This window comes from Streptomyces sp. CB01580 (assembly GCF_001905795.1).
Lineage (GTDB): Bacteria > Actinomycetota > Actinomycetes > Streptomycetales > Streptomycetaceae > Streptomyces.
The window spans coordinates 117,492-144,488 of record NZ_LIXJ01000018.1; the positions used below are offsets into that span (position 1 = coordinate 117,492).

Consider the following 26,997-nt stretch of genomic DNA (forward strand, 5'->3'; position numbering starts at 1 on the left):
GCGGCCGATGTCCGAGACCTCGCCGTGCCGACCTGGCGCAATCCACCCGAGTGGCGTCCCGAGTATGGCGAGTCGTCCCCCGCAAGCACATTTTCACGGTCCCGTCCGCAGCCGGACGGGACCCGATCAGACGGGCTGCGCGGCATCATCCCGTGCGAACCGCTCGTCGAGCACGAAAGAGGGGTCGACCTGGGCAGCCAGGTCGGCGCCTGTCTTCTCGTTGCCCCAACTCTCGGCGTTCTTCAAATGGAAGTGCACCATCTGGCGGGTATAGCGCTCCCAGTCGCGTTGCCCGTACGAGTCGTCGGCGGCGTTCTGCAGAGCCTGCAGAGCCATCCGGTTTTCCGCCTCCAACTGCTCGAAACGGTCCGGCCGGCCCTTCTCCATCGCCCGGACCCAGTCGGAGTGCCCGACGGTGATCAGCAGGTCGTCGCCGACCTCGGAGCGGAGGTACTCCAGATCGTCCTTGCCCTGGACCTTGTTGCCGACGACCCTCAGCGCGACCCCGAAGTCCCGTGCGTACTCCTTGTACTGGCGGTAGACCGAGACACCCTTCCGGGTCGGTTCGGCGACCAGGAACGTCATGTCGAAGCGAGTGAACATCCCGGAGGCGAACGAGTCGGATCCCGCCGTCATGTCGACGACGACGTAGTCGTCGGGGCCGTCGACGAGATGGTTGAGGCAGAGTTCCACCGCGCCGACCTTCGAGTGGTAGCAGGCCACTCCCAGATCCGACTCGGTGAACGGCCCCGTGGCCATCAGCCGGATCTCCCCGTCGTCGAGCCGGACCGTGCGGGCGCACGCCTCGTAGATCGGGTTGTTCTCGCGGACCCGCAGCAATCGTGAACCCTCGCCCGGCGGGGTCGTCTTGATCATCGTCCCGGCGGAGGCGATACGCGGATTGCTGCCGCGCAAGTACTCCTTGATCAGGGGCAGATGGGCTCCCATGGCCGGAAGTGCCGCGGCCTCCTGATCGTCGAGCCCGAGAGCGGCCCCGAGGTGTTGGTTGATGTCGGCGTCCACTGCGACGACATGGGCTTCATTGGCTGCGAGGTGGCGAATGAAGAGCGAGGACAGCGTGGTTTTGCCGCTGCCGCCCTTGCCTACGAAAGCGATCTTCATGTTCACCTAGGGTAGTGCCATGACAGCGGTCCGCTGTCACTCCTCGTGAAGAAGCCCACTCCCGGGTGTTATCGGTGTGGTTGGCGCGTAGCCTCGTTACTTATGAGTACGACTGCCCCCGATCCGCTCGCCGCTCTGAGTGCCCTGCCGGGAGTCGCCGAGGCGGTGGACTCCGTACGCAAGTCCGTGGACCGGGTCTACGGCCACCGCATCATGAGGCGCCGCAGCAACGAGGTCACCGCCGAAGCGGCGCTGCGTGGCGCCCGCGGCTCGGCCGTGCTGTCCGGTGCCGACTGGAATCTGGAGGAGGTGCGCCGACGCAGCGACTTCAGCGGTGACGACGAGGCGCGTGTTGTCGGAGCGGCCCTTCGGCTCACTGCCGAAGCGGGCCAACTGCTTTCCATCTGGCGGCAGTCGCCATTGCGGGTGCTGGCGCGGTTGCATCTGGTCGCGGCCGGACGGGCGGAGCCCGAGGACGCAGTCGGCCGACCGCGGCTCGCAGGCGAACGCGTCGACGAACCGCTGATCGAAGCGCCGCTGCCCGATGCCGACGAGGTGGCCGGGCGACTGGACGGGCTTTCCGCATTGATCCTTTCGGGGACTGCCGCGCCCGCGCTGGTGACGGCGGCGGTTGTGCACGGTGAACTTCTGGCCCTGCGTCCCTTCTGCTCGTACAACGGTCTCGTCGCCAGGACCGCTGAGCGGATCGTCCTGATCGGGAGCGGGCTTGACCCCAAGTCGATCTGCCCCGCCGAGGTGGGGTACGCCGAGCAGGGACGAGCGGCGTACGTGGCGGCGCTCGAGGGGTACCTGTCGGGGACGCCGGCCGGAATGGCGACCTGGATCGCGCACTGCGGAAAAGCCGTGGAACTCGGCGTCAGAGAAACGACGGCAGTCTGCGAGGCGCTGCAGCGCGGGGCCGCGTGACCCGACGGCGGATCCGCGCGGCACGGTGACGGTTCCGAGGAGCCGGACCGGCGAACGAACGCGCTGATACGGGGAGGGGCGGAGCATCGTCCCCGGGTCGGGTCACGGCGGGTGGTATCGCGGCCGTGGCGCCACCCCCGGGCGGGGCGTGCCGGTCGTCCGCGGGTGGGGAGCGGTTCGTCGGGCGAGGAGCGCGCCCGCTGCAAAAGGGTTGCGGCGGCACCGTCCTCGGTACCGCCGCTGGCATGTCTACCCAGTTACCAAGCGTCCTCGATATATGCCCATCAGGTCGGCGCCCTTGCCCGATTCCTGGTGCGGCTGGCCCGTAATCGACGGGTCGACGTCGCGTGGGTACTCGGTTTTCATGCTCGGTCCGTGGGGCCTTCTGTGCGTTACAGGTAATCCTTTCGGATGTCCTTGGTCTCGCGGGCCGTTGAGTCCTTTGTACTCCAGAGCCGAGGTGAGCGGTAGTGGCGGCCACACTTCTTTACTTTTGGGTTCAATTACGGGCGAGTTGCGCATACCGGTCGGACCGGTGGATCGGGCCTGACTCGGTGCGTGAATCGGCGTGCGCGGGCGGCCGATTCGGCCGCCCGCGGGTTGCGAGGAACGGGAGGGCCGGGCGGCCGCCTGAGCGGGGTTGGTGAGGTGGCGCCGCCCGGCCCCGTGGTGTCCGGTCCCGAGGCGTTCGGTTGTTCTGTTGGCGGCGGTTCGCGAGGGACGTCGCGCCGACTGGCAGGCCCTCGCGCCGCTGTCAGAGGGAGGTCGTGGTGCTTCGGCGACGGGAGGTGTACCAGACCAGTCCCGCCGTGACAGCGGCGGCGCCCACTGCCGCCGCCGCGACCAGCGCCGGACGCGGCGGCATGGTGAAGGCGGGCAGTCGTTGCTTGAGGCGGACCGGGCGGTCGAAGATGAGAATCGGCCACTCGCGAAGGGTCGCTTCGCGGCGCAGGGCGCGGTCCGGATTCACCGCGTGGGGGTGCCCGACGGACTCCAGCATCGGTACGTCCGTCGCGGAGTCGCTGTAGGCGTAGCAGCGCGAGAGGTCGTACCCCTCCGACACCGCGAGCGCCTTGATCGCCTCGGCCTTCGTCGGTCCGTAGGCGTAGTACTCGACTTCTCCGGTGAAGCAGCCGTCGTCGCCGACGACCATCCGGGTGGCGACGACCCGGTCGGCACCGAGCAGCTCACCGATCGGTTCGACGACCTCCGCGCCCGAGGTGGAGACGATCACCACATCGCGTCCGGCGGTGTGGTGCTCCTCGATGAGCGTTGCCGCCTCGTCGTAGATGATCGGGTCGATCAGGTCGTGCAGGGTCTCGGCGACGATTTCCTTCACTTGCTGGACGTTCCAGCCCTTGCATAGCGCGGAGAGATATTCCCGCATCCGTTCCATCTGGTCGTGATCTGCACCTCCGGCAAGGAACACGAACTGTGCGTACGCAGTGCGCAGTACGGCGCGGCGGTTGATCAGTCCGCCATGGTAGAAGGACTTGCTGAAGGTCAGCGTCGAAGACTTCGCAATGACCGTCTTGTCCAGGTCGAAGAAGGCTGCTGTGCGCGGCAAGAAGCGGTTTTCCACAACGCAGAGCATAGGGGCCCACCATTCGGCGTAAACTGCGGCGTGTGGGTTTGCCTGAGAAGGCTCTCGGGTACACCATGGAAGTCACGGATCGTTCGCGACCGTGCTAACCCGGTCCGGCTCCTCCCCCCCCCCGAGTCGGCCGTGGGGACGACCCCCGCTCTCCCCCCCGGCGGGGGTCGTCGCATGTCCGGGCACGTTTCTGCCGCGCGGAATCAAGCATTCTGCCTCCATTTCGGGGGTGCCGGTTCGCTTCCGTCTCCGTCTCCTTCATCTTGATCCGTCACGGTCGGTGACGGAAGGGCTGCTCTCCGGATGCCATCGGTATGGGTGACGGAGTTATTCACAGGGGCGGAGTTGTCCACAGTTTTTGAGCAAGATCCACAAGATTTCCGGAAGCGTTGCACGGTGATTCCAGCCGCGAAGTCCGCGGGTTGCGGAATCGCTGATCTCGGAGACTCCCGAGAACGTTGCGAACCCGCGATGAACGTGCAGTGAGAAGGGGGCGGAGATCGTGGCTGAATCCATCGCTCGGGATCGTCTGCCGGTCGCCGGAGCGCGGCGGGGTGGACCGTTGATCGTGACCGAGGACGTGGAACTCCTCGATGATCTGCTGCGGCTGTGTGCCGCTGCCGGAGCGGAACCGGAAGTTCATCACTCGTTGCCCGAGCGCAGGGGCAGCTGGGAACAGGCCCCGATGGTTCTCGTGGGGGACGACGCCGCGCGAAGGTGCCGCGGGGCCGGGCGCAGGCGCGGGGTGATGCTCGTCGGGAGGGACGAGGATGCGCCGGACGTCTGGCGCAATGCCGTGGAGATCGGTGCCGAGTACGTGCTGAGGCTGCCCGAATCGGAAGGGTGGCTCGTCGACCAGATCGCCAACGCGGCGGAAGGTGTCGGCCGGCCCGCGCTCACCGTCGGGGTGATCGGCGGCCGGGGAGGTTCCGGGGCCTCCACACTGGCCTGTGCCCTCGCGGTGACCGCGGCCAGGGCGGGGCGGCGATCCATGCTGATCGACGGCGACCCGCTCGGCGGAGGCATCGATGTGCTGCTCGGCGGCGAGCGAGTCGAGGGCATGCGATGGCCGGATTTCGCCCATTCCAAGGGGAGGGTCGGCGCCGGTGCGCTGGAGGAGTCGCTGCCGGCGCTGCATGGGTTGCGGGTGCTCAGCTGGGGCCGTGACGACTGTGTGGTCATTCCGCCGCCGGCCATGCGGGCGGTCCTGGCGGCGGCGCGCAGGCTCGACGGTGTGGTGGTCGTGGATCTGCCGCGCCGGGTCGACGAGTCGGTGGCCGAGGCGCTCGGCCAGCTGGACCTCGGGCTGCTGGTGGTGCCCGGAGAGCTCCGCGCGGTCGCGGCGGCCAAGCGGGTGGCATCGACGGTCGGGATGATCCTGGACGACCTGCGGGTGGTGGCCCGCGGCCCCTATGCGGCGGGGCTCGACGAGCGGTGGGTGGCGCAGGCGCTGGGGCTGCCGCTCGCCGGTGAACTCCCGCTCGACGCGGGGCTGTCGGCGGCGCAGGAGACCGGCGCGCCTCCCGGTGGCAGTCCGCGCGATCCGCTGGCCAGGTTCTGTGCGGCGTTCTGGGAGCGGGCTTCCGTTCCGGACGGCGTGGCGGGACTCGGCGCGGGAGGCGCGTCATGACCGAGACGCTGCTCGACGCCGTACGGCAACGGCTGGCTCAGAGCGGCGCCGCGCCGACGCCTGCGGGCGTGGCGGCCGCGTTGCGGGCCCAGGGGCGGTTGCTCGGGGATGCCGAAGTCCTCTGCGCGGCCGACGAGTTGCGGGGCGAACTGGTCGGGACCGGGGCGCTGGAGCCGCTTCTTGCCGACTCGGCGGTGACGGACGTACTCGTCTCCGCACCGGACCGGGTGTGGGTGGACCGGGGCAGTGGTCTCGAACTCACCGGGGTGACGTTCCGGGATGCCGCCGCGGTGCGCAGGCTGGCGCAGCGGCTGGCTGCCGTGGCGGGGAGACGGCTGGATGACGCCCGGCCCTGGGTGGATGCCAGACTGCCGGACGGCACCCGCATGCACGCCGTTCTGCCGCCTGTGTCCGTCGGCTCGACGTGTCTGTCACTGCGTGTGGTGAGGCCCAGGGCGTTCTCACTGATGGAGATGGTCGAGGCCGGGACCGTGCCGCCGGGCGGTGATCGGGTGTTGAGGGCACTGGTCGAGGCCCGAGTCTCGTATCTGATCAGCGGTGGGACCGGCGCCGGGAAGACGACGCTCCTGTCGAGCCTGCTGGGGGCGGTCGGGGAACGGGAACGGATCGTGCTCGCCGAGGACTCGGCGGAGTTGCGGCCGGACCATCCGCACGTGGTGCGCCTGGAGTCCCGCCCCGCCAACCAGGAGGGAGCGGGGCGGGTGACCCTCCGCGACCTGGTACGGCAGGCGCTGCGCATGAGGCCCGACCGGTTGGTGGTCGGAGAAGTGAGGGGTGCCGAGGTCTCGGAATTGCTGGCAGCACTGAACACCGGGCACGAAGGCGGTTGCGGGACGGTTCACGCGAATGCCGCCGAGCACGTCCCGGCCCGTCTCGAGGCGCTGGGAACGGCGGCGGGGCTGGACCGGACAGCTCTGCACAGCCAGTTGGCGGCGGCACTGTCGGTGGTCGTCCACCTCGTGCGGGACCGGACCGGAAAGCGGCGGATCGCGGAGGTGCACGTCCTGGACAGGAACACGTCCGGGCTGGTTGTGACCGAGCCGGCACTGCGCTGGGGCACCGACGGATTCGTCCGGGAGCGGGGCTGGGAGCGGCTGCGGTCGCTGATCGGAGGTGCGCTGTGAGCGGAGGCGTGGCGGCGGGGCTGTCACCCGGCGCGAACTGCGCGGCGGTGCTGTGCCTCGCGATGGTGGTCTGGTCACTGGTGGTGCGGGGCCGGGGGCGACGCAGGGTCCGGGTGCTGTTTGCCGACGTGGTGGAGTCGCCGTTGCGCCATTGGGGGGAACGGACCTGGGTCCGGCTCCGGAAGCGGACGCGGGAGCGGCAGGAGTGGTTATGCCTCTTGGTGGCGCTGATCGTCGCCGTGCTGGGGCGGTCCGTGCTTCCGGTGCCGGCCGGAGTGGTGGCGGTTCCGTTGGCGCGGCGGTGGCTGCGACGACGGGCTCTGCGGCGTGAGCGGGAACGCGGGGCCGACGGGGTGGTCGCGTTGTGCGGTGGTGTCGCGGGCGAGTTGCGGGCCGGGCACGAGCCGGGAAGGGCGTTGCTCGTCGCGGTGCGAGGGGCCGGGGTGCTGGGGGCGGCGGAGGCCGGTGTGTCCGCTGCCGCGCGATTCGGCGGGGACGTGCCGACGGCACTCGGTCAGGCGGCCCGGGTGCCGGGGCTGGACGGGCTTGCCGGGGTGGCGGCCTGCTGGCGCGTGGCGGTGGACGGAGGTGCGGGTCTCGCGGCGGGTCTAGACCGGTTGGAGGGCGCTTTGCGCGCGGAGCGGCGCAGACGGGAGGAGTTGCGGGCCCAATTGGCTGGGGCTTGGTCGACGGTGACCGTACTGGCGCTGTTGCCGGTGCTGGGACTGGGGCTGGGGGCTGCGCTGGGGGCCGAACCGTTGCAGGTGCTGCTCCACACTCCGGCCGGGTTGGCTTGCCTGGCCGCGGGTGCGTCACTGGAGGTGGCCGGGCTCTGCTGGGCCGCTCGGATCGTAAGGGCGGCGGAGACGGCATGAGTGTGGTGATCGGTGGAGTCGCCTACGGGGTGGCGGTCGTGTCGGCTGGTGTGGGTACGGCCGTGTGTCTGGCACTTGCCCTGGTGGGGCGGCGACGGAGGCGTGAGGGACGCCGTCGAGGTGCGCTGCTGTTCGGGACCGGCCCGGAACCGCGCGGAAGCGGGCGGATGGTGCCCGGTGTCCGGGTGAAGGAGTGGATGGCGCCGGTGGGCGTTGCTGTGGCGGGCGCGGTCCTGGTGGGTGGCCTGTCTGGGTGCATGGCCGGCCTGGTGGCAGCGTACGGCGCATGGCTGTGGCAACGGAAGCAGCGCTGCCGGAAAACGGAACCGGACGCTGCGGAGGCGGCGGAGGTGGTGCGTCAACTTCCGCTCGCGGCAGATCTCTTGGCCGCCTGCATCTCTGCTGGTGCTGGGCCGAGGGAGGCGGCGGAGGCCGTGGGGGAGTCGCTGGGCGGCCCGGTGGGCGTGCGATTGGCGCGGACCGCCGCGGAGATCCGGCTGGGCGGTGACCCCACAGCGGCCTGGGGGAGGTTCGGCGAGATACCCGGTGCACGCGCCCTGTCCCGATGCCTGGACCGGGCGGGGTCGACCGGGGCCCCGGCAGCGGAACCGGTGGCGCGACTGGCCGAGGCGATGCGGGCGGAGCGGGCGAGCACGGCGGTGGCGCGTGCGCAGCGGGCGGGTGTGCTGATCACCGCGCCGGTGGGGCTCTGTTTCCTTCCCGCCTTCCTGTCCGTCGGGGTGGCGCCGGTGGTGATCGGTCTGGCGACCGGTCTGCTGCACACCGACTGACATAGAGCGGTCCGTGGTCTTCCGATTCTGTGTGAATCGACGCGAAACCGGCGTGAATCAATTCGAACCAATGGATATCCGTGTGAACCATGCATGTTGTGGGGGTTGGAATGGCACAGCGAATCAGTGGCTGGGTGCGGGGTCTGATGCGTCGGATCCGGTCGGACGACGGAATGACGACATCCGAGTACGCGGTGGGGACGATCGCTGCCTGTGCGTTTGCGGCGGTGCTCTACAAGGTGGTCACCAGCCAACCGGTCATGTCCGCGCTGCAGTCACTGTTGAAGGACGCGCTCGATGCGAAGTTCTAGGGATGGCCGCGGCGCAGCGCAGAAGGGCCGTCCCAGAACCGTCGGTGGGGGCGGGGGCGGGGGCGGGGGAAGGAACGAGGACCGGGGTGCGGTTACGGCGGAAGCGGCCATGGCGATTCCGGTGCTGGTGGTATTTGCCCTGTCGCTGGTCTGGGCGTTGATGGCCGCCGCGGCCCAGATCCGGTGCGTGGACGCGGCCAGGGCCGGGGCGCGGGCGGCGGCCCGCTCGGAACCGGAGGCCCAGGCGTTGGAGGCTGCCCGTACGGCAGCACCCGGTGGAGCCGAGGTCTCGATGGAACGGACCGGCGAGTTGTGGCGGGTACGGGTGGCGGCGCCGACGCCCGGCCTCGGCCCGCTGGCCCTGACACTTCACGCGGAGGCGGCGGCGCTGGCCGAGGACACGGTGGGGGTGGGGTCATGACCGGCGGAGGCGTCGTGACCGGGGAAGGGAGAGAACGGAAGGCCGTTGCCGACGGGCCGAGCCCTCATGGGACTGAAGGTCCCGGGCTCGGGCCTGGGCCCGGGGCCGGGCCTCGGTACGAGCCCGACTGCGATCCGGGCCCGGACGGTGCAGGGGGCCGGGGCTGCGGATCGGTCCGGGGGCATGAAACGGTCCGGGGCCGCGAATTCGTTCCGGCCCGGATCGGGGCTCCGGAACGAGGAAGGGCCCGGAGGCGGGCGGGTCCGGACGACGGGCTGGCGACGGTGTGGGTGGCGATGACGGCCACGACCCTGTGCGCGGTGTTCGCTGTCGTGCTGGCGCTCGGACAGGTAGTGGTCGTCAAGCACCGGGCCGGGGGAGCGGCGGACCTCGCGGCCCTGGCAGCCGCCGACCGGGCCCTGCGAGGGGCCGAGCAGGCGTGCGGGGCGGCCGAGAGGGTGGCCGCGGCGCAGGGGGCGACGGTGGTGCGGTGCACGGTGCGGGGGGAGATTGTCGACGTTACGGCCCGGGCGGGTTTTGGGCCGTACGAACCGGAGGTCAGGTCCCGGGCCGGCCCTCCGGCGGCTCCTCCCGGGCCTCCGGCATCGACGTCGCTTCCGACGGTTCCTCCCGGATCAACGGCGCTGCCGACTCCGGCTCCGCCACCTCTGGGTCCATCGCCTCCGGATCTGCCGTCTCCGAGTCTGCGGCCGCCGGTGATGCTGGGGGATTCGGCAGTGCCAGGGGACCCGGTTCCTCGGGTTCCGGTGGAGCGGACCGGAGGAGTTCGCTGAGGAGGCGTACGGCACCGCGTTTGTGCAGCGGATCGTTGCCGTTGCCGCACTTGGGGGACTGGATGCAGGAAGGGCAGCCCGCCTCGCATTCGCAGGACGCGATGGCCTCGCGGGTCGCGGTCAGCCAGGCACGGGCGGTGTGGAAGGCCCGTTCGGCGAATCCGGCGCCGCCCGGGTGGCCGTCGTACACGAAGACCGTGGGCAGCAGGGTATCCGGGTGCAATGGCACGGAGACACCGCCGATGTCCCACCGGTCACAGGTGGCGAAGAGCGGCAGCATCCCGATGGAGGCGTGCTCGGCGGCGTGCAGGGCGCCGCCGAGGATCTCCGGGTTGATGCGGGCGGCATCGAGCTGGTCCTCGGTGACCGTCCACCACACGGCGCGGGTGCGCAGGGTGCGGGGTGGCAGGTCCAGTTTGGTCTCGCCGAGCACCTCGCCGGTGATCAGTTTGCGGCGCAGGAAGGAGACGACCTGGTTGGTGACTTCCACGGATCCGTAGCAGAGCCGCCCATCGCCCCATGGGATCTCGGTGTCGGTTTCCAGGACGGCGATGGAGGTGGTGTCGCGGGCGGTCGTCGAGTACGGCGGTGCCGCCTCCTCGACCAGGGCCACCGAGTCCTCCAGATCCAGCTTCCGGACGAGATAGGCGCGGCCCTGGTGGAGATGGACGGCACCTTCGTGGACGGCGGTGTGCGCGGCGGCCTTGTCGACCGTGCCCAGCAGCCGACCGGTGCCCTCCTCGACGATCTGGACGGGACGGCCGCCCTCGCCCCGGATGTCGGTGAGATCGGCGGCGCGTTCACGACGGGTCCAGTGCCAGCCCGATGCCCGTCGGCGCAGGAGCTTCGCGGCCTCCAGTTGCGGCAGCAGACCGGCGGCGGCCGGACCGAAGAGTTCCAGATCCGGTTCGGTCAGCGGGAGCTCCGCGGCGGCGGCGCAGAGGTGCGGGGCGAGGACGTACGGATTGTCCGGGTCCAGGACGGTCGATTCCACGGGCTGCCGGAACAGCGCCTCGGGATGGTGGACGAGGAAGGTGTCCAGCGGGTCGTCGCGGGCCACCAGCACGGCCAGGGCACCACGGCCGGAACGTCCGGCGCGCCCGGCCTGCTGCCACAGCGACGCCCTGGTGCCGGGGTAGCCGGCGATGACGACGGCGTCCAGGCCGGAGACGTCGACTCCGAGCTCCAGGGCGGTGGTGGCGGCCAGACCGAGGAGCCGGCCGGAGTGCAAGGCACGTTCCAGTGTGCGGCGCTCCTCGGGGAGGTACCCGCCCCGGTAGGCGGCGACCCGGGCCGGCAGGGAGCGGTCCACCTCGGCGAGGCGTTCCTTGGCGATGACGGAGATCAGTTCGGCGCCGCGGCGGGAGCGTACGAAGGCGACCGAGCGGACGCCCTGGACGGTGAGGTCGGTGAGGAGGTCGGCGGCCTCGGCGGTGGCGGTACGGCGCACCGGCGCGCCCTTCTCGCCGTGCAGTTCGGTCAGGGGCGGCTCCCACAGGGCGAAGACCAGTTCGCCGCGGGGCGAGGAGTCGTCGGAGACCTCCTTGACGGGGAGCCCGGTGAGGCGGCCCGCCGCGACGGCCGGTTCGGCGGCGGTGGCCGAGGCGAGGAGGAAGACCGGATCCGCCCCGTAGCGGGCGCACAGGCGGCGCAGCCGCCGTACGACCTGGGCGACGTGGGAGCCGAAGACGCCCCGGTAGGTGTGGCACTCGTCGATGACGACGTAGCGCAGAGCGCGCAGGAAGGAGGACCAACGAGGGTGGGAGGGGAGTATCCCGCGGTGCAGCATGTCGGGATTGGTCAGGACGTGATTGGCGTACTGGCGCACCCATTCGCGTTCTTCGACCGGAGTGTCGCCGTCGTACACCGCGGGCCTGATGGCGTTGCCGAGGGGCGCTGCGAGTTCCTTCACGGCGCGCCGCTGATCGGCGGCCAGGGCCTTGGTGGGGGCGAGGTACAGGGCGGTCGCGCCTCGGCCGTTCGGGGCCTCAGAACCGTCGAGCAGGGCGGAGAGCACCGGGGCGAGGTAGGCCAGCGACTTCCCGGACGCCGTCCCCGTGGCGATGATCACGGAATCGCCGTCCAGAGCGTGCTCGGCGGCCACCGCCTGATGTACCCAGGGGTGGTCGATGCCGGCCCGCTGGATCGCGGCGATCACTTCTGGACGGATGCGATCGGGCCAGATGGCATGGGTTCCCGTACGCGGGGGCAAGTGCTCCGTATGAGTGATGCGCGCGGACCGGCCCGCCGCTGCGGCGAGCCGGTCGAGGACCATGGCGGGAGAGGGGCCGGAGTCCGTGTTCCCGGGCGGTCGACTGGGGCGGTGATTCTTGGCCATCGGCACAGAGTGTGTCACTGGCGTGACGGACAATGGTCCCAAGGCGTCGTGCATGGCTGCTGGTAAGTGATTGAATGCCATCGCGGCTGGCGATCCGTCCCCTGGCTCCGCCGGGGAGACCGAGGGGCGACCGCTCGATAGCAAGGTGCTGGAGGATCCGTGGACCTGTCCTTGTCGACTCGCAATGTGTCCGGCCCTGGTGGCGACCGTACGGTCGTCGAGGTCGGTGGCGAGATTGATGTGTATACCGCGCCCAAGCTGCGCGAGCAGTTGGTCGAGTTGGTGAATGACGGCAGCTACCACCTGGTTGTCGACATGGAAGGCGTGGACTTCCTCGATTCCACCGGTCTCGGCGTGCTCGTGGGCGGCCTGAAGCGTGTCCGGGCCCACGAGGGCTCGCTGCGCCTGGTGTGCAACCAGGAGCGCATTCTCAAGATCTTCCGGATCACCGGTCTGACCAAGGTGTTCCCGATTCACACCACGGTCGACGAGGCGGTCGCGGCCACCGACTGACGGTCCGGCCCGCCCCGATACGGACTGATGGTCCGGTCCGCCCCGATACGTCGGGGCGGCGACGGTCCGTCGAGTTCCGCATGCGCTCCAGTGACCGGATCGGCCGACAGCAGCCGGTCCGGTACGCGGCCGTGCGGAGCGAATGCGTCCGGCGGCCGTCTGTCGGCGTGGGTCGGCACGTGTCCGGCCGCCTGCTCGGGCATGTCGAGCGTTGGGCACGTCGACCGGAGCGTCGCGTCCGGTCCCGAGCGACCGGGTGTCACGACTGGCCGGAAACCTGCCGACTGGCCGGAAACCTGCCGACCGGTCGGCGGACATCCGCCGGTCGGCCGGCCGGGTGCCGGGCGTTCGGTGGGGTGGTTGACCGGCGAGGGCCCGGATGGCATGCCTCCGATGGGCCATCCGACTGATCGGGAGGTCGCCGGTCGGCCGTTCCGCGTGGAATGTGCGCCTCGGACCGTTCGTCGGTCGGCTGACAGGCTGATCGCCGGTCGATCGGTGCCGCGGGCCGGGTCTCCCGTGCGGTCGGCGGTTGCACGTCGGCCGTGGCGGACGTCCGGTGGCCGACGACGGGCCCTTCGGCCGATGGGCTCGTCCACAGGACGGGATGGTCCGGGGCGGGATCCGTGACGGCCCGTGGCGGGTTCCGTACGAAGCCGCGGGCAAGGAGCCGGACGAAGGAACTGGACGCGGAAATGAGCACGGAACGGGCGGGCGCGGGACCAGCGACTGGCAGGCTGGAGGCCGACCCGGCGATGGCCGAGATGAAGACCAGAGGAATACCGGAAGAAGAGCCGGAGCGGCGGGCAGCGTGCCCGGGCTCCCGGAGTGCACGCCCGTACGTCTGAGGGGGATCACATGGCCACTGTTGAACTCCGCTTCAGCGCCCAGCCCGAACACGTCAGGACGGCGCGCCTCGTGGCCGCCGCCGTGGCGCGCCGCGCAGGCGTCGATGAAGCCGTGCTCGACGAGGTCCGACTCGCCGTCGGTGAAGCCTGCAGCCGCGCCGTGGGGCTGCATCGCAGTCATGGCATCACCGCTCCCGTCTCCGTCGCTCTGACCGAGGAGGAGAAGTCCTTCTCCATCGAGGTCGGGGACGAGGTGCCCGGACCGGGTGCGGAGCCCGCTCCCGGCGCGGGCCCCGGGGTCCGCGGTGCGGGCCTCGACGAGCCGGAGCCCGGCACCGAGGCCGACGGCGAGGACGAGATGGGTCTCGCGGTCATCAGCGGCCTCGTCGACGACATGGAGGTCAGATCCGGGATCAACGGCGGAGTGATCCGTATGACCTGGCCCAGGATGCCCGCGCCGGCGCTTCCCTGAGACGGGCGCCGCAGCCGTCATGGTCGGCGGCCCGCTGCCCATGACGGCTCCCGAGTTCCGGTCCTGCCGATTCCTTGATCCGCCTCATGGCCCCGCTGAGCACTGCTGAGCGGGGCCTTTTTCATTTCTGCGTGATCGGTGGTCCGCGGAAAATGGTTCTGTCGCATTACTGCATTCGGAGTGATCTGCGGCCCGATCATTTATCGATCAGGTCGTGAACGTCAATTACATTTGCAGTGCACTGTTTTGCTCGGTCCGTTCTCCTTACAATTCGTCCACGTCTTGAGCGCTGAGCGTCAAGGAGGACGTATGGCGGAGATCTTCAACACCCCACTGGCAGGACTGGCGCAAGATTCCGCACTTTCCGCACGTTCGGACCGGCCGTCTTCCCTCGCGGCCGCGGTGCTCACCGATGACAATCGCGTCATCGTGGTCGTCGTCGCGGTCGTGGCCATTGCCGCGCTGGTCGTCGCCCGGTTGCTGCTGCGCCAGGTGCTGGCGGCGGGCGAGGGGACCGACCGGATGAAGGAGATCGCGGCCGCCGTTCAGGAAGGCGCGAATGCCTACCTGGCCCGACAGTTGCGTACCGTCGGCGTCTTCGCGGTCGTGGTCTTCTTCCTGCTTCTTCTGCTCCCGGCCGACAACTGGTCGCAGCGTGCGGGTCGCTCACTCTTCTTTCTGGTGGGCGCGCTTTTCTCGGCGACCACCGGATACATCGGCATGCGGCTCGCCGTGCGCAGCAATGTCCGTGTGGCTGCCGCTGCGCGTGAGGCGACTCCGGAAGAAGGTGAACCGGAAAAGGACCTCACCGCCGTCTCGCACAAGGCGATGAAGATCGCTTTTCGTACGGGTGGTGTGGTCGGCATGATCACCGTGGGGCTCGGGCTGCTCGGGGCCTCCTGCGTCGTACTCGTCTACGCCGCGGACGCTCCGAAGGTGCTGGAGGGCTTCGGGCTCGGTGCTGCGCTCATCGCCATGTTCATGAGGGTCGGTGGCGGCATCTTCACGAAGGCCGCGGACGTCGGTGCCGACCTCGTCGGCAAGGTCGAGCAGGGGATCCCGGAGGACGACCCGCGCAACGCCGCCACGATCGCCGACAACGTGGGCGACAACGTCGGCGACTGCGCGGGCATGGCGGCCGACCTCTTCGAGTCGTACGCCGTGACGCTCGTGGCCGCGCTCATCCTCGGGAAGGCCGCCTTCGGGGACTTCGGGCTGGCCTTCCCGCTGATCGTTCCGGCGATCGGCGTGGTCACCGCGATGATCGGGATCTTCGCGGTCGCCCCGCGGCGCGCGGACCGCAGCGGAATGACGGCCATCAACCGCGGCTTCTTCGTCTCCGCCGTGATCTCGCTGGCGCTGGTGGCCGCGGGCGTCTTCGCCTACCTGCCGTCCTCGTACGCGGAGCTGGACGGCGTCACCGACACCGCCATCACCTCGCGCGACGGGGATCCGCGGATCTTCGCCCTGGTCGCCGTCGCCATCGGGATCGTGCTGGCCGCCCTGATCCAGCAGCTGACCGGCTACTTCACCGAGACGAGCCGGCGCCCGGTCAGGGACATCGGCAAGTCCTCGCTGACCGGCCCGGCCACCGTCGTGCTCGCGGGCGTCTCCATCGGACTGGAGTCCGCCGTCTACGCGGCGCTGCTGATCGGCCTGGGCGTCTACGGGGCGTTCCTGCTCGGCGGAATGTCGATCATGCTGGCGCTGTTCGCGGTGGCCCTGGCGGGGACGGGTCTGCTCACGACCGTCGGGGTCATCGTGGCCATGGACACATTCGGACCGGTCTCCGACAACGCGCAGGGCATCGCGGAGATGTCCGGCGATGTCACGGGCGCGGGCGCACAGGTCCTCACCGACCTGGACGCCGTCGGCAACACGACGAAGGCCATCACCAAGGGCATCGCCATCGCCACCGCGGTCCTGGCGGCGTCGGCGCTGTTCGGCTCGTACCGCGACGCGATCGCCGGGGCAGTCGAAGGCGTGGGGGCCGGGGCCGGGGCGATGTCCCTCAGCCTGGACATCTCGCAGCCCAACAACCTGGTGGGCCTGATGCTGGGCGCCGCGGTCGTCTTCCTCTTCTCCGGACTGGCGATCAACGCGGTGTCCAGGTCCGCCGGGGCCGTGGTCCACGAGGTGCGGCGGCAGTTCCGCGAGCATCCCGGGATCATGGACCGCAGCGAGAAGCCGGAGTACGGACGTGTCGTCGACATCTGTACGAAGGACGCGCTGCGCGAGCTCGCCACGCCCGGCCTGCTCGCCGTGCTGGCGCCGATCGCCGTCGGGTTCACCCTCGGCGTCGGGGCGCTCGGCTCATACCTCGCGGGCGCCATCGGCGCGGGGACGCTGATGGCAGTGTTCCTCGCCAACTCCGGTGGTGCCTGGGACAACGCCAAGAAGCTCGTCGAGGACGGCCGGCACGGCGGCAAGGGCAGTGAGGCCCATGCCGCGACCATCATCGGTGACACGGTCGGCGACCCGTTCAAGGACACCGCGGGACCGGCCATCAACCCCCTGCTGAAGGTGATGAACCTGGTCGCGCTGCTCATCGCCCCGGCGGTGGTGCAGTTCAGTTATGGGCAGGACGCCAGCCCCGCGGTCCGGGCGGTGGTGGCGGCGCTCGCCATCGTCGTCATCGTGTACGCGGTCTACGTCTCCAAGCGGCGCGGGATCGCCGTCGGGGATGCGGAGGAGCCCGAGGACGGGGACGGGGGTGGCGGCAGCCACGCCCGTCCTGGCCGGGCGGCCGTGTCGTGAGGCGGTGAGAGGGGCGGATCAACGGCCGGGCGGACGAAGGGGGCTGATGCCCCGTCCGCCCGGCCGATGCCGCTCACCGGGGAAACCGTGGTCGGTCGGCCCGGTCGGCCCGGTCGGCCCGGTCGGCCCGGTCGGCCGTATGGCGGCTCGGGGGAGCGGGCGGGGTGGTGCGGTGGTGCAGCCGGGTGCTGGGTGGCGGGTGGCGGGTGGTTCGTGGGGTGTTCGCCGCCTGTAGGCCCCCGTACCCGTACGCATGCATGTGTGTACATGCGTGCGTCATGCTGTTCGCTCGGGTGTTCCCGTTTTCGGTAGCTGTGCGGGTGAGTTGTATCTCCCTCATTCTCCTTGGTGCAAATGGCTGCAAAAGGTGATCCATCGGACGAGAGGCACCCGGATGGAGGGCGCCCGACGTGTAAGTTCCGGGGCCGAGAGTCTTGGAAGGGACCGATCCGGTGAACAAGAAGCTTGCGTCCGCACTGTCCGGCGGTGCGGTACTGGTACTCACGCTGTCGGGCTGTGGTGGCGACGACAAGAGCGAGAAGGTGAACGACTGGGCCAAGAAGGTCTGCGACCAGGTCCAGCCCCAGCTGCAGAAGATCGCGAACGCCAACGCCGCCATCCAGCAGCAGACCGCCGACAACAGCAAGCCCGCCGACGTCCAGAAGACCGACTCGGCCGCCTTCCAGCAGATCTCGCAGGCGTACAAGGCGCTGGGCAAGGCCGTCGAGTCCGCGGGCCCGCCGCCCGTCGACAACGGCGAGGCCACGCACAAGGACGCTGTGAAGGAGCTCAACACCTCCTCCGCGGCGTACGCGGACCTGCAGAAGAAGGTCGACGCCCTCGATACGAAGGACCAGGCGAAGTTCGCCGACGGCCTCAAGGGCATCGCGGACGAGCTGAACAAGATCAGCTCCAATGGTGACCAGGCCCTGAAGAGGCTTCAGTCCGGCGAGGTCGCCACCGCGATGGCGAAGCAGAAGGGCTGCCAGAAGCCGACGGCCTCGGTGCCGCCCAAGAACACCACTCCGGGATCGGGCGCCCCGGCGGCGCCGTCCACCTCGCCCAGCAAGGAGTCCTGACCGGTCGGCCCGGTATCCGTTCGGCCCGGTGGGCCGGGCGGCGTGAGCGGCCCGGGTGGTCCGAGCGGCCCGGACAGTCCTATGGGTGCCGGGCCGCTGCCGTTGTCGGTGGGAGCGGACACAATGGTCGGGTGAGTACGACCCGCCTTCCCGTGCCCGACCGTTCGCCCCGGCTCCGCGAAGCCCTGCTCGCCGCCGCCTTCACCGCCGACGGGCTCCTCGACCTGCTCGGTGCGCCCGCCTATGCCGCTCTCGCCCGCAGCGAGACGGTTCCGGCGCTGCGCGCCACCCGGGGGGCGTCCCCGCTCGACACCCTGGTGCGGCTCTTCCTGCTCCAGCGCCCCGTCCCCCACGAGCGGGCCCGAGCCGCGCTTCCGCTGGCGGAGTGCATGGAGGACGGCTGGGTGGTCCGCGCCGGTGACGAGGTGCGGGCCGCTGTCGACGTGCGTCCGTACAGCGGGCCCGAGGGGCAGGACTGGTACATCGTCTCCGACCTGGGCTGCTCGGTCGGCGGCGCGGGCGGCATCGGTTCGCGCGAGGAGGGCGTGGTCCTCGGAGTCGGCGGGGCGTCCGCCACCCTCGCCGGAATCACCGTCCGTACGCCGGTCGCCTCCGTGCTCGACATCGGTACGGGCTCAGGCATCCAGGCACTGCACGCCTCGCAGCACGCCGGTCGGGTGACGGCCACCGATCTCAACCCGCGCGCACTGGAGTTCACCCGGCTGACGCTGGCCCTGTCCGGCGCACCGGCGGCGGACCTGCGCCTGGGCTCCCTGTACGAGCCGGTCGGCACGGAGAAGTACGACCTGATCGTCTCCAACCCGCCGTTCGTCATCTCGCCCGGCGCCCGTCTCACCTACCGCGACGGAGGCATGGGCGGCGACGACCTGTGCCGGACCCTGGTACAGCAGACGGGCGACCGGCTCAACGAAGGCGGATACGCCCACTTCCTGGCCAACTGGCAGCACGTGGAGGGCGAGGAGTGGCAGAACCGGCTGAGTTCCTGGGTGCCCTACGGCTGCGACGCCTGGATCGTGCAGCGTGAGGTCCAGGACGTCACGCAGTACGCGGAGCTGTGGCTGCGCGACAGCGGCGACCACCGTACGGACCCCGCCGAGTACGCGGCCCGGTACGACGCCTGGCTGGACGAGTTCGAGGCCCGCAGGACCAGGAGCGTCGGCTTCGGCTGGATCACCCTGCGGAAGTCCGCCGCGGCCGCGGCCGGGAATCCGTCCGTCGTGATCGAGGAATGGCCGCACGCGGTGGAGCAGCCGCTCGGGCCGGCCGTGCAGGCCCACTTCGCCCGCCAGGACTACCTCCGCGAGCAGGACGACGCCGCGCTGTTGGCCGGGCGGTTCGCGCTCGCCGCCGAGGTCGTGCAGGAGCAGGTCGGCCTGCCCGGAGCGGAGGACCCCGAGCACGTGGTGCTCCGTCAGAACCGCGGTATGCGGCGCGCGACGAAGGTCGACGCCGTCGGCGCGGGCTTCGCGGGCGTGTGCGACGGGACGCTGCCGGCGGGCCGGATCCTGGACGCGATCGCCCAGTTGATGAACGAGGACCCGGTGCTGCTGCGCGACCGCACCCCGCAGGCGATCCGGTTGTTGGTGGAGGAAGGGTTCCTGGAGCCGGTGGGGTCGGCCGAGTGACGGTGTCGCCGTGATCCGGAAGGGGCCGTTCTGTTCTGGTTCGGGTCGTTCCGGTTCGAAGCGGTTCCGGGGCGGGGTGTGCCTCTGTACATGGTGAACGTCCTCTTCACCGGCGGTGCCGTTCTTGTCGCCCAGTGGTTCGCCGTCGTGTCTCGTGTTCCGGTTGCGCTCGGTGGCGGGACCCGTACGACGGACCCCGAGCCGGGACGGGGAGGTGTCCGGCGTCTGCCGCCGGTTCGGTTCCGGTTCGGTTTCGGGACGGACCAGTGTCCCGAGCGGCTTCCGGGCCGCCTCCCGGCTTCGGCGCGGCGTTCCTGAGCGGCTTCGGGCCGGCCGCCACCCCTGATCGGCCTCTGGACCGGTCCCGCGTCTCCCGGCCGGGCCCCGGCTCGGCGTCCCGGCCCCGAGCCGAGGTCGCGCCCGAACCGGCGTCCGGCGCCCGAATCGGCGTCCGAGCCCGAGTCGAAGTCCGCGTCGGCCCGGTGGCGGGTGAATCCGGCCATTCACCCGGGGTTCGCGTCCGCGACGCCCGGGGGTGACAGCCTCCACCTGACCGGACGACACGGCCCCGGCCGAACAGCGACAGGGAGGCGGACGGACATGGAGAGCGGACCAGCGGTTCTCGCCGGAGCAGTGTTCACGCTGTTCGGCGCCGCGCTGCTGCTGTGGACGGGGGCGCGCGTGATGCGCCGCGCGCCGGTGGCGCATGGAGTGAGCCCCCTCGCTTCCGCCGCGCTCGCCACTGTGTTCGGCGTACTTTTTCTCGTTCTCGGTGTGTGGTGCTTCACTCGCATCTGATCCACTTCCCACCGGGACCCACGGGTTTTTGCCGGCTGTCGCCACGCATGGCGGACCCCCGGGGGCATCGCGGATCCCGCCCGGCGGGACATGGCGGGGGACACACGGGGCAGGGTGGGGAAGGTGAGAAACACGCCCGGAGGGCCCGTGCCCGGTGGCGGACACCACGCGCCGCCGGCGGTGGTGCCGCAGTGGTCGGGAGCCGGCGGGCAGCGGTCGTACGCCCGACGGACCGGGTACTCCGGGCGGCAGGAATGCCGGGAGTCGGGTTACCGTTCGAGTGGCCGTTGCGGGCTTTTGCCGTTTGACACGGGGGCGGGTTGTACCGTCACACTCCGCAGCGACGGCACCGTCGGCGGCGTCATGCCGCTGCCCGGATGCCCACCGAGCGTCGACCGGAGAGAAGAGCGAAGTTGTCCCCGACCAGCGAGACCGCACAGGGCGGCCGCCGACTCGTCATCGTCGAGTCGCCTGCCAAGGCGAAGACGATCAAGGGCTACCTCGGCCCCGGATACGTCGTCGAGGCGAGTGTCGGGCACATCCGCGACCTGCCGAACGGTGCCGCAGAGGTCCCGGAGGAGTACACCGGCGAGGTGCGTCGGCTCGGCGTCGACGTCGAGCACGACTTCCAGCCCGTCTATGTCGTCAACGCGGACAAGAAGGCCCAGGTCAGGAAGCTCAAGCAGCTTCTCGCCGAATCCGACGAACTCTTCCTCGCCACCGATGAGGACCGCGAGGGCGAAGCCATCGCGTGGCACCTGCAGGAAGTCCTGAAGCCCAAGGTCCCGGTCCACCGGATGGTCTTCCACGAGATCACCAAGGACGCGATCCGGGCCGCCGTCGCCAACCCGCGCGAGCTCAACCAGCGCATGGTCGACGCCCAGGAGACCCGCCGCATCCTCGACCGGCTCTACGGCTACGAGGTCTCGCCGGTCCTGTGGAAGAAGGTCATGCCGCGGCTGTCGGCCGGGCGCGTCCAGTCCGTGGCGACCCGTCTCGTCGTCGAGCGGGAGCGCGAGCGCATCGCCTTCCGCTCCGCCGAGTACTGGGACCTGACCGGAACGTTCTCCACCGGAACGGGTGCGAATGGGGCGGACGCCTCCGACCCGTCGACCTTCACCGCCCGCCTCAACACGGTCGACGGCCGCCGTGTCGCCCAGGGCCGTGACTTCGGCCCGGACGGCCGGCTGAAGTCCGGCTCCGGCCAGGTGCTGCACCTGGACGAGGTGAATGCCCGCGCGCTGGCCGCCGCGCTCGCCGACAGCGCGTTCGCCGTGCGTTCCGTCGAGTCGAAGCCGTATCGCCGTTCCCCGTACGCCCCCTTCCGTACGACGACCCTCCAGCAGGAGGCGAGCCGGAAGCTGGGCTTCGGCGCCAAGGCCACCATGCAGGTCGCGCAGAAGCTGTACGAGAACGGCTTCATCACGTACATGCGTACGGACTCCACGATCCTCTCGGACACGGCGGTCGCCGCAGCCCGGGCGCAGGTCACGCAGCTGTACGGGGCCGACTACCTGCCGGACAAGCCGCGCACGTACGCCGGGAAGGTCAAGAACGCGCAGGAGGCGCACGAGGCGATCCGCCCGTCCGGCGACCGCTTCCGTACCCCCGCCGAGACCGGCCTCACCGGTGACCAGTTCCGGCTCTACGAGCTGATCTGGAAGCGGACCGTCGCCTCCCAGATGAAGGACGCGGTCGGCAACTCCGTCACCGTCAGGATCGGCGGCCGGGCGAGCGACGGCCGGGACGCCGAGTTCTCCGCGTCCGGCAAGACGATCACGTTCCACGGGTTCATGAAGGCGTACGTCGAGGGCGCCGACGACCCGAACGCCGAGCTCGACGACCGTGAGCGCCGCCTCCCGCAGGTCGCCGAGGGCGACGCGCTGTCCGCCGAGGAGATCTCGGCCGACGGGCACGCCACCAAGCCCCCGGCCCGCTACACCGAGGCCTCGCTGGTCAAGGAGCTCGAAGAGCGCGAGATCGGCCGCCCGTCTACGTACGCGTCGATCATCGGCACGATCCTGGACCGCGGCTACGTCTTCAAGAAGGGCACGGCGCTCGTCCCGTCCTTCCTCTCGTTCGCCGTGGTCAACCTGCTGGAGAAGCACTTCGGCCGACTCGTCGACTACGACTTCACCGCGAAGATGGAGGACGACCTCGACCGCATCGCGCGGGGCGAGGCCCAGGCCGTGCCGTGGCTGAAGCGTTTCTACTTCGGCGCGGGCGGCGACGACCTGGCGGGCGCGGGCGCGGGCGCGGCCTCCGACGCGGGCAACGGCGACGGCGACCACCTCGGCGGCCTGAAGGAACTCGTCACCGACCTCGGCGCGATCGACGCCCGGGAGATCTCCTCGTTCCTCGTCGGCAACGGCATCAAGCTGCGGGTCGGCCGCTACGGGCCGTACATCGAGCGCGGCGAGAAGGACGCGGAGGGCCACCAGCGCGCGGACGTGCCGGAGGACCTGGCTCCGGACGAGCTGTCCGTGGAGTACGCGGAGGAGCTGCTGGCCAAGCCGAGCGGCGACTTCGAACTCGGTACGGACCCGATCACCGGGCACCAGATCGTCGCCAAGGCCGGTCGCTACGGCCCGTACGTCACCGAGGTGCTGCCCGAGGGCACCCCGAAGACCGGCAAGAGCGCGGTGAAGCCGCGGACCGCCTCCCTCTTCAAGTCCATGTCGTTGGAGACGGTGACGCTGGCCGACGCGCTCCGGCTGATGTCGCTGCCCCGCGTCGTCGGCGAGGACACCGACGGCGTCGAGATCACCGCGCAGAACGGCCGCTACGGCCCGTACCTGAAGAAGGGCACGGACTCGCGTTCGCTCGCCTCCGAGGAGCAGCTCTTCGACATCACCCTCGAAGAGGCCCTCGCGATCTACGCGCAGCCCAAGCAGCGCGGTCGCGCCGCCGCCAAGCCGCCGCTGAAGGAGCTCGGCACGGACCCGGTGAGCGGGGCGCCGGTCGTGGTCAAGGACGGCCGCTTCGGCCCGTATGTGACCGACGGCGAGACCAACGCCACGCTGCGGACCGCCGACAGCGTCGAGACGATCACGCCGGAACGTGGTTACGAGCTGCTCGCCGAGAAGCGTGCCAAGGGGCCCGCGAAGAAGAAGACGGCGAAGAAGGCCCCGGCCAAGAAGACGGCCGCGAAGAAGACGGCGGCCAAGAAGACCACGACCGCCAAGAAGACCACGACCGCCAAGAAGACGGCGGCGACCGCCAAGAAGACCGCGGCGAAGAAGACCACGGCCACGAAGAAGACGGCGGCGAAGAAGACGGCCGCCGCGAAGGGGACCACGGCGGCGTCCGCGGCCGCCGGGGAGAGCTGACCGAGGACCCGGTACCGGTGGGCTGACCGGGGCCGGAGTATCGGTGGGCTGACCGAGGGCCGAGGCGTGGATGGGACCGGGCCGGGGCCTGGGACCGTGAGCTGATCGGAGGGGCGTCCCGCTTCAGTGCGGGCCGCCCCGTCTTGTACGGGGCGGCCCGTTCCGTATGGGAAGCGGTCCGCCCTCGCGCGGGAGGCGGCCCGGTTTTCGTACGGGGGAGTTTCCGGCGGGGGTTTCTCGTACGGGGACGCCGCCGGTCCGGCGGGGCGTGAGGCGTGGGCGGCTGCGGCCGGGCCACCTCCGCAGCGCGTCGTCCGTGCTCCTGTCGCACGCCCCGAGCTGCCCGCACACCGCGCCCTCGTCGTCCACATGTTCGGGCGTGGCCTCCGGGGAGTCGTCCGATCCGGATAGGCTGGGCGGATGACGCGAGCCGAGCAGCCAACGGTCGTGAGCCCCACCTCCGACACACTTGCCGCAGACTCACGCGAGCGCGCCGTACGAGCCTTGTTGCGCATCCCGCCGCTGAAGCGGTTGTGGAGCGCCCAGCTCGTCGGAAGCATCGGCGATGCCCTCGCCCTTCTCGCGCTGGTGCTGATGTCGCTGCAGGCGGCGGTCCAGGAGGGCTCATTCGGAGCCGGATATCGAGGGGCGGCGTTCGCCGTCGCCGCGGTGTTCGGTGCCCGGATTCTCGCCACCCTGATCTTCGGGGCCGTACTCCTCGGTCCGCTGACGACGCTCACGGCGCCGGGCGGACCGCTGGACCGGCGCTGGCTGATGATCGGGACGGACGGGCTGCGGCTCGCGCTGCTGGTCGTCGCGCCGCTGTGGATCGACTGGATGCCGGCTCAGGCGCTCATGATGATCCTCATCACCGTCTTCGTCGTCGGTGCGGCCGAGCGCCTCTGGGCGGTCGCCAAGGACGGCGCCGCACCCGCGCTGCTGCCCGCGCCGCCCCCCGAGGGCGCGGCGGTACGTCCCCTGCCCGATCACCTCGACGCCCTGCGCCGACTCTCCCTCCGTACCGACTTCGCCGCCATCCCGGTCGCCGGGGCCGGTCTGCTGGCCGCCACCCTGGTCGGCAACCTGCTGGGCTCGGGCCTGGAGTGGTTCTCGCTCCACCAGGCGGCGCTCGGCTCGTACGTCGCGGCCGGTCTGTTCGCGGCCTCGATCTCCACCCTGTACTTCCTGGAACTGCCCGGTTCGCAGACGCCCCGCCCGCGCTCGCCGCTGGAGGGCCTGCGCCGGCCGTCGGCCGACGGCGGACCCGACCGGGGCCGCACCGGCGCCGTACCGGTGATCATCGGTGCGTCGGCCGCCGTCGCCGGGGCCATCGCCGCCGCCGCTGCCGTCGCCGCCCTGCACGCCGGAGAGCTGGGCGGCGGACCCGTCACGTTCGCCCTGCTGATCCTCGGACTGACCGGCGCCACGGGCATCGGCATCCGTACCGCCGGGAAGGTGCTGCCCACGCTGTCGCGGCGGCGGCTGCTCGCGCTGGCCGTCGCCGTCACGGGCGTCGCGCTGCTCGCCATGGGCCTGGTGCCGGACACGGCGACCGTCGTGGTGATCACGGTGCTCGCCGGGTACGCGGCGGGGGCCGCCGCACGCACCGGCCACGTCCTGATCGACCAGGAGACCGAGGAGTCCCGCCGGGCCAGGATCACGGAGCACCTCCAGGCCGTCGTACGGGTCGTCGTCGGGCTCGGCGCGCTCGTCGGCCCGCTGCTGTCCGCAGCGATCGGCGCGCACCGGCTGGAGTCGGGAGCGTTCGTCTTCGCCCACGGCGGAGCGGCCTTCGCCCTGATGCTGATCGGCGCGCTGCTGCTGCCCGTCGCGGTGATCGTCCTCGCGAAGACGGACGACCGCTCCGGCGTGCCGCTGCGCCGTGACCTGCGCGAGGCACTGCGCGGCGGGGAACCGGACGTGGCGCCCGCGAAGACCGGGTTCTTCCTGGCCTTGGAGGGCGGCGACGGCGCCGGAAAGTCCACCCAGGTCGAGGCACTCGCCGAGTGGATCCGCGCCAAGGGCCACGAGGTCGTCGTCACCCGGGAGCCGGGCGCGACCCCGGTCGGCAAGCGGCTGCGCTCGATCCTGCTCGACGTGTCGTCGGCCGGTCTCTCCAACCGGGCCGAGGCGCTGCTGTACGCCGCCGACCGCGCCGAGCACGTCGACTCGCTGGTCCGCCCGGCGCTGGAGCGCGGTGCGATCGTCATCTCCGACCGTTACATCGACTCGTCCGTCGCCTACCAGGGCGCCGGCCGTGATCTCTCCCCGACCGAGATCGCCCGGATCTCGCGCTGGGCCACGAGCGGGCTCGTACCGCACCTGACCGTCCTGCTGGACGTCGATCCGAAGACCGCGAGGGAACGGTTCACCGAGGCGCCCGACCGGCTGGAGTCCGAGCCGCCGGAGTTCCACGCCCGGGTGCGGGCCGGCTTCCTGACGCTGGCCGCGGCCGACCCGACCCGCTACCTGGTGGTGGACGCGGGGCAGGACCCGGAGACGATCAGCACGGTCGTGCGCCACCGCCTCGACCAGCTCCTTCCGCTCTCCGAGGCCGAGATCAAGGCCCAGGAGGAGGCGCGCAGGAAGGCCGAGGAGGAGGCCCGGCGCAAGGCAGAGGAGGAGGCGGCCCGCAAGGCCGAGGAGGAGCGGCTGGAGCGCGAGCGACAGGAACAGCTCGCCAAACTCCGGGCCGAGGAGGAGGAACGTAAGCGCCGCGAGCTGGAGGAGGCGCGCAGGCGCGAGGCCGAACGCCAGGCGGAGGAGGCCCGGCAGCGGGCGGAGGAGGCCCGGCGCAAGGCCGAGGAGGAGCGGCGCAAGCGGGAGGCCGAGGAGGCGGCCCGCGAGGCGGAGCAGGAGAGGCTGCGCAAGAGGGCCGAGGAGGAGGCCAGGCAGCGCAAGGAGGCCGAGGAACAGCGTCTGGAGAAGCAGCGGGCCGCCGAGGAGGCCCTGCTGCGCGCCGAGGAGGCCCGGCGCCGGGCCGAGGCGGCGGAGGCGGCCAGGGCCGAGGCGGCGTTCGTGCCGGACAACGAGGTCACGGTGCCGACACCGATCGTCGATCCGAACGACGTGACGCAGCAGGTGCCCTCGCCGACCACGCGTCCCGCGCGCTCCGACGACGAGACGGCGATCCTTCCTCCGGTACGGGACGGACAGCCCCCGGTACGGGACGCGCGGCGTCCTCGTGACACGGGGGGTGCGCATGACGTGCGGGAGTCGAGGGATGCCTGGGGTGCGCGTGACGCGCGCTCGGCGGATCCGGCAGACCGGGTTCCGCGGGGCATCTTCCGTGACGAGCGCCCGTCGGTGGGCTTCGTGGCGGAGAGCGAGAACGAGCGCACGCGCGAGCTCCCGCAGATCGACGACCCGCACGCGGGCGGCACCGGGGCGCAGCAGGCGCGGGACCGCTGGGACGGTCAGGAGAGCCGCTCCCGGCGCCCGCGCCCCGATTGGGCCGAGGAGACCCCGTTGGACGACCTGCCGACGCTGGCGGACGAGCTGCTGGGCGGCGACCATGGGGACGACGAGGACCCGGGCTCCAAGGGACGGGGACGCCGCCCGCGCCGCTGAGGCGGTGCGGGGTGAGGGGCGGGCATCCGGGTGGGCG

18 protein-coding genes and 1 pseudogene are annotated in these 26,997 nt (G+C 71.0%); 16 read left to right on the forward strand and 3 right to left on the reverse strand.

Annotation, left to right across the window (positions count from 1 at the left end; all coding sequences use genetic code 11):
* Positions 1-126 precede the first annotated feature (126 nt).
* A complete protein-coding gene (locus tag AMK22_RS24375) occupies positions 127-1,122 on the reverse strand; it encodes an ATP-binding protein (RefSeq protein WP_073788329.1) in 996 nt (331 codons plus the stop codon).
* Positions 1,123-1,224: 102 nt separating this feature from the next.
* Between AMK22_RS24375 and AMK22_RS24380 the strand changes: the two genes are divergently transcribed.
* Positions 1,225-2,049 (forward strand): oxidoreductase, encoded by an 825-nt coding sequence (locus AMK22_RS24380; protein ID WP_073788299.1) that lies wholly within the window; start codon positions 1,225-1,227, stop codon positions 2,047-2,049.
* Positions 2,050-2,803: 754 nt separating this feature from the next.
* Here the strand turns inward: AMK22_RS24380 and AMK22_RS24385 are convergent.
* Positions 2,804-3,643, reverse strand: coding sequence for an HAD family hydrolase (locus AMK22_RS24385; protein WP_073788300.1), 840 nt, complete (start codon positions 3,641-3,643; stop codon positions 2,804-2,806).
* A gap of 502 nt (positions 3,644-4,145) precedes the next feature.
* Between AMK22_RS24385 and ssd the strand changes: the two genes are divergently transcribed.
* The 7 genes and pseudogenes from ssd to AMK22_RS41165 all read left to right on the forward strand — a co-directional run.
* Positions 4,146-5,273 (forward strand): septum site-determining protein Ssd, encoded by a 1,128-nt coding sequence (gene ssd, locus AMK22_RS24390; protein ID WP_079186370.1) that lies wholly within the window; start codon positions 4,146-4,148, stop codon positions 5,271-5,273.
* Positions 5,270-6,418 carry a TadA family conjugal transfer-associated ATPase gene (locus AMK22_RS24395; protein WP_073788301.1) on the forward strand — a complete coding sequence of 383 codons (1,149 nt, stop codon included), beginning with the start codon at positions 5,270-5,272 and terminating at the stop codon, positions 6,416-6,418. Before ssd ends, AMK22_RS24395 begins: the two co-directional genes overlap by 4 nt.
* 62 nt (positions 6,419-6,480) lie before the next feature.
* Positions 6,481-7,293: a type II secretion system F family protein gene (locus AMK22_RS24400; protein ID WP_079186378.1), complete on the forward strand. Its 813-nt coding sequence runs from the start codon at positions 6,481-6,483 to the stop codon at positions 7,291-7,293.
* The gene (locus tag AMK22_RS24405; protein WP_073788303.1) at positions 7,290-8,084 is read left to right on the forward strand and encodes a type II secretion system F family protein; all 795 of its coding nucleotides are present in this window, start codon (positions 7,290-7,292) and stop codon (positions 8,082-8,084) included. Before AMK22_RS24400 ends, AMK22_RS24405 begins: the two co-directional genes overlap by 4 nt.
* Before the next feature lie 110 nt (positions 8,085-8,194).
* Positions 8,195-8,395, forward strand: coding sequence for a DUF4244 domain-containing protein (locus AMK22_RS24410; protein ID WP_199883307.1), 201 nt, complete (start codon positions 8,195-8,197; stop codon positions 8,393-8,395).
* Positions 8,382-8,816, forward strand: coding sequence for a TadE family type IV pilus minor pilin (locus AMK22_RS24415; protein WP_073788305.1), 435 nt, complete (start codon positions 8,382-8,384; stop codon positions 8,814-8,816). Before AMK22_RS24410 ends, AMK22_RS24415 begins: the two co-directional genes overlap by 14 nt.
* A 296-nt stretch (positions 8,817-9,112) precedes the next feature.
* Positions 9,113-9,334, forward strand: a pseudogene (locus AMK22_RS41165) (Rv3654c family TadE-like protein); the annotation flags it as partial.
* A 40-nt stretch (positions 9,335-9,374) separates the two neighbouring features.
* Here the strand turns inward: AMK22_RS41165 and AMK22_RS24425 are convergent.
* Entirely contained in the window at positions 9,375-12,029 is a 2,655-nt protein-coding gene (locus AMK22_RS24425; RefSeq protein WP_242434118.1) for a DEAD/DEAH box helicase, read from the reverse strand.
* Between the two features lie 78 nt (positions 12,030-12,107).
* On the opposite strand from AMK22_RS24425, the gene AMK22_RS24430 reads away from it, so the two are divergent.
* From AMK22_RS24430 to tmk, 8 genes are all read left to right on the forward strand, one after another.
* Positions 12,108-12,461: an STAS domain-containing protein gene (locus AMK22_RS24430; RefSeq protein ID WP_003967428.1), complete on the forward strand. Its 354-nt coding sequence runs from the start codon at positions 12,108-12,110 to the stop codon at positions 12,459-12,461.
* Positions 12,462-13,319: 858 nt separating this feature from the next.
* Entirely contained in the window at positions 13,320-13,781 is a 462-nt protein-coding gene (locus AMK22_RS24440) for an ATP-binding protein (RefSeq protein ID WP_073788307.1), read from the forward strand.
* 309 nt (positions 13,782-14,090) lie between these two features.
* Positions 14,091-16,538 (forward strand): sodium-translocating pyrophosphatase, encoded by a 2,448-nt coding sequence (locus AMK22_RS24445; protein WP_073788308.1) that lies wholly within the window; start codon positions 14,091-14,093, stop codon positions 16,536-16,538.
* A gap of 452 nt (positions 16,539-16,990) precedes the next feature.
* Positions 16,991-17,617: a small secreted protein gene (locus AMK22_RS24450; RefSeq protein ID WP_073788333.1), complete on the forward strand. Its 627-nt coding sequence runs from the start codon at positions 16,991-16,993 to the stop codon at positions 17,615-17,617.
* 131 nt (positions 17,618-17,748) lie between these two features.
* Positions 17,749-19,263, forward strand: coding sequence for a N5-glutamine methyltransferase family protein (locus AMK22_RS24455; RefSeq protein WP_073788309.1), 1,515 nt, complete (start codon positions 17,749-17,751; stop codon positions 19,261-19,263).
* A gap of 600 nt (positions 19,264-19,863) precedes the next feature.
* Positions 19,864-20,061 (forward strand): hypothetical protein, encoded by a 198-nt coding sequence (locus tag AMK22_RS24460; RefSeq protein ID WP_073788310.1) that lies wholly within the window; start codon positions 19,864-19,866, stop codon positions 20,059-20,061.
* Positions 20,062-20,474: 413 nt separating this feature from the next.
* Positions 20,475-23,390: a type I DNA topoisomerase gene (gene topA / locus AMK22_RS24465; RefSeq protein ID WP_073788311.1), complete on the forward strand. Its 2,916-nt coding sequence runs from the start codon at positions 20,475-20,477 to the stop codon at positions 23,388-23,390.
* A gap of 420 nt (positions 23,391-23,810) precedes the next feature.
* Positions 23,811-26,960 carry a dTMP kinase gene (gene tmk, locus AMK22_RS24470; protein WP_079186371.1) on the forward strand — a complete coding sequence of 1,050 codons (3,150 nt, stop codon included), beginning with the start codon at positions 23,811-23,813 and terminating at the stop codon, positions 26,958-26,960.
* Positions 26,961-26,997: the final 37 nt, after the last annotated feature.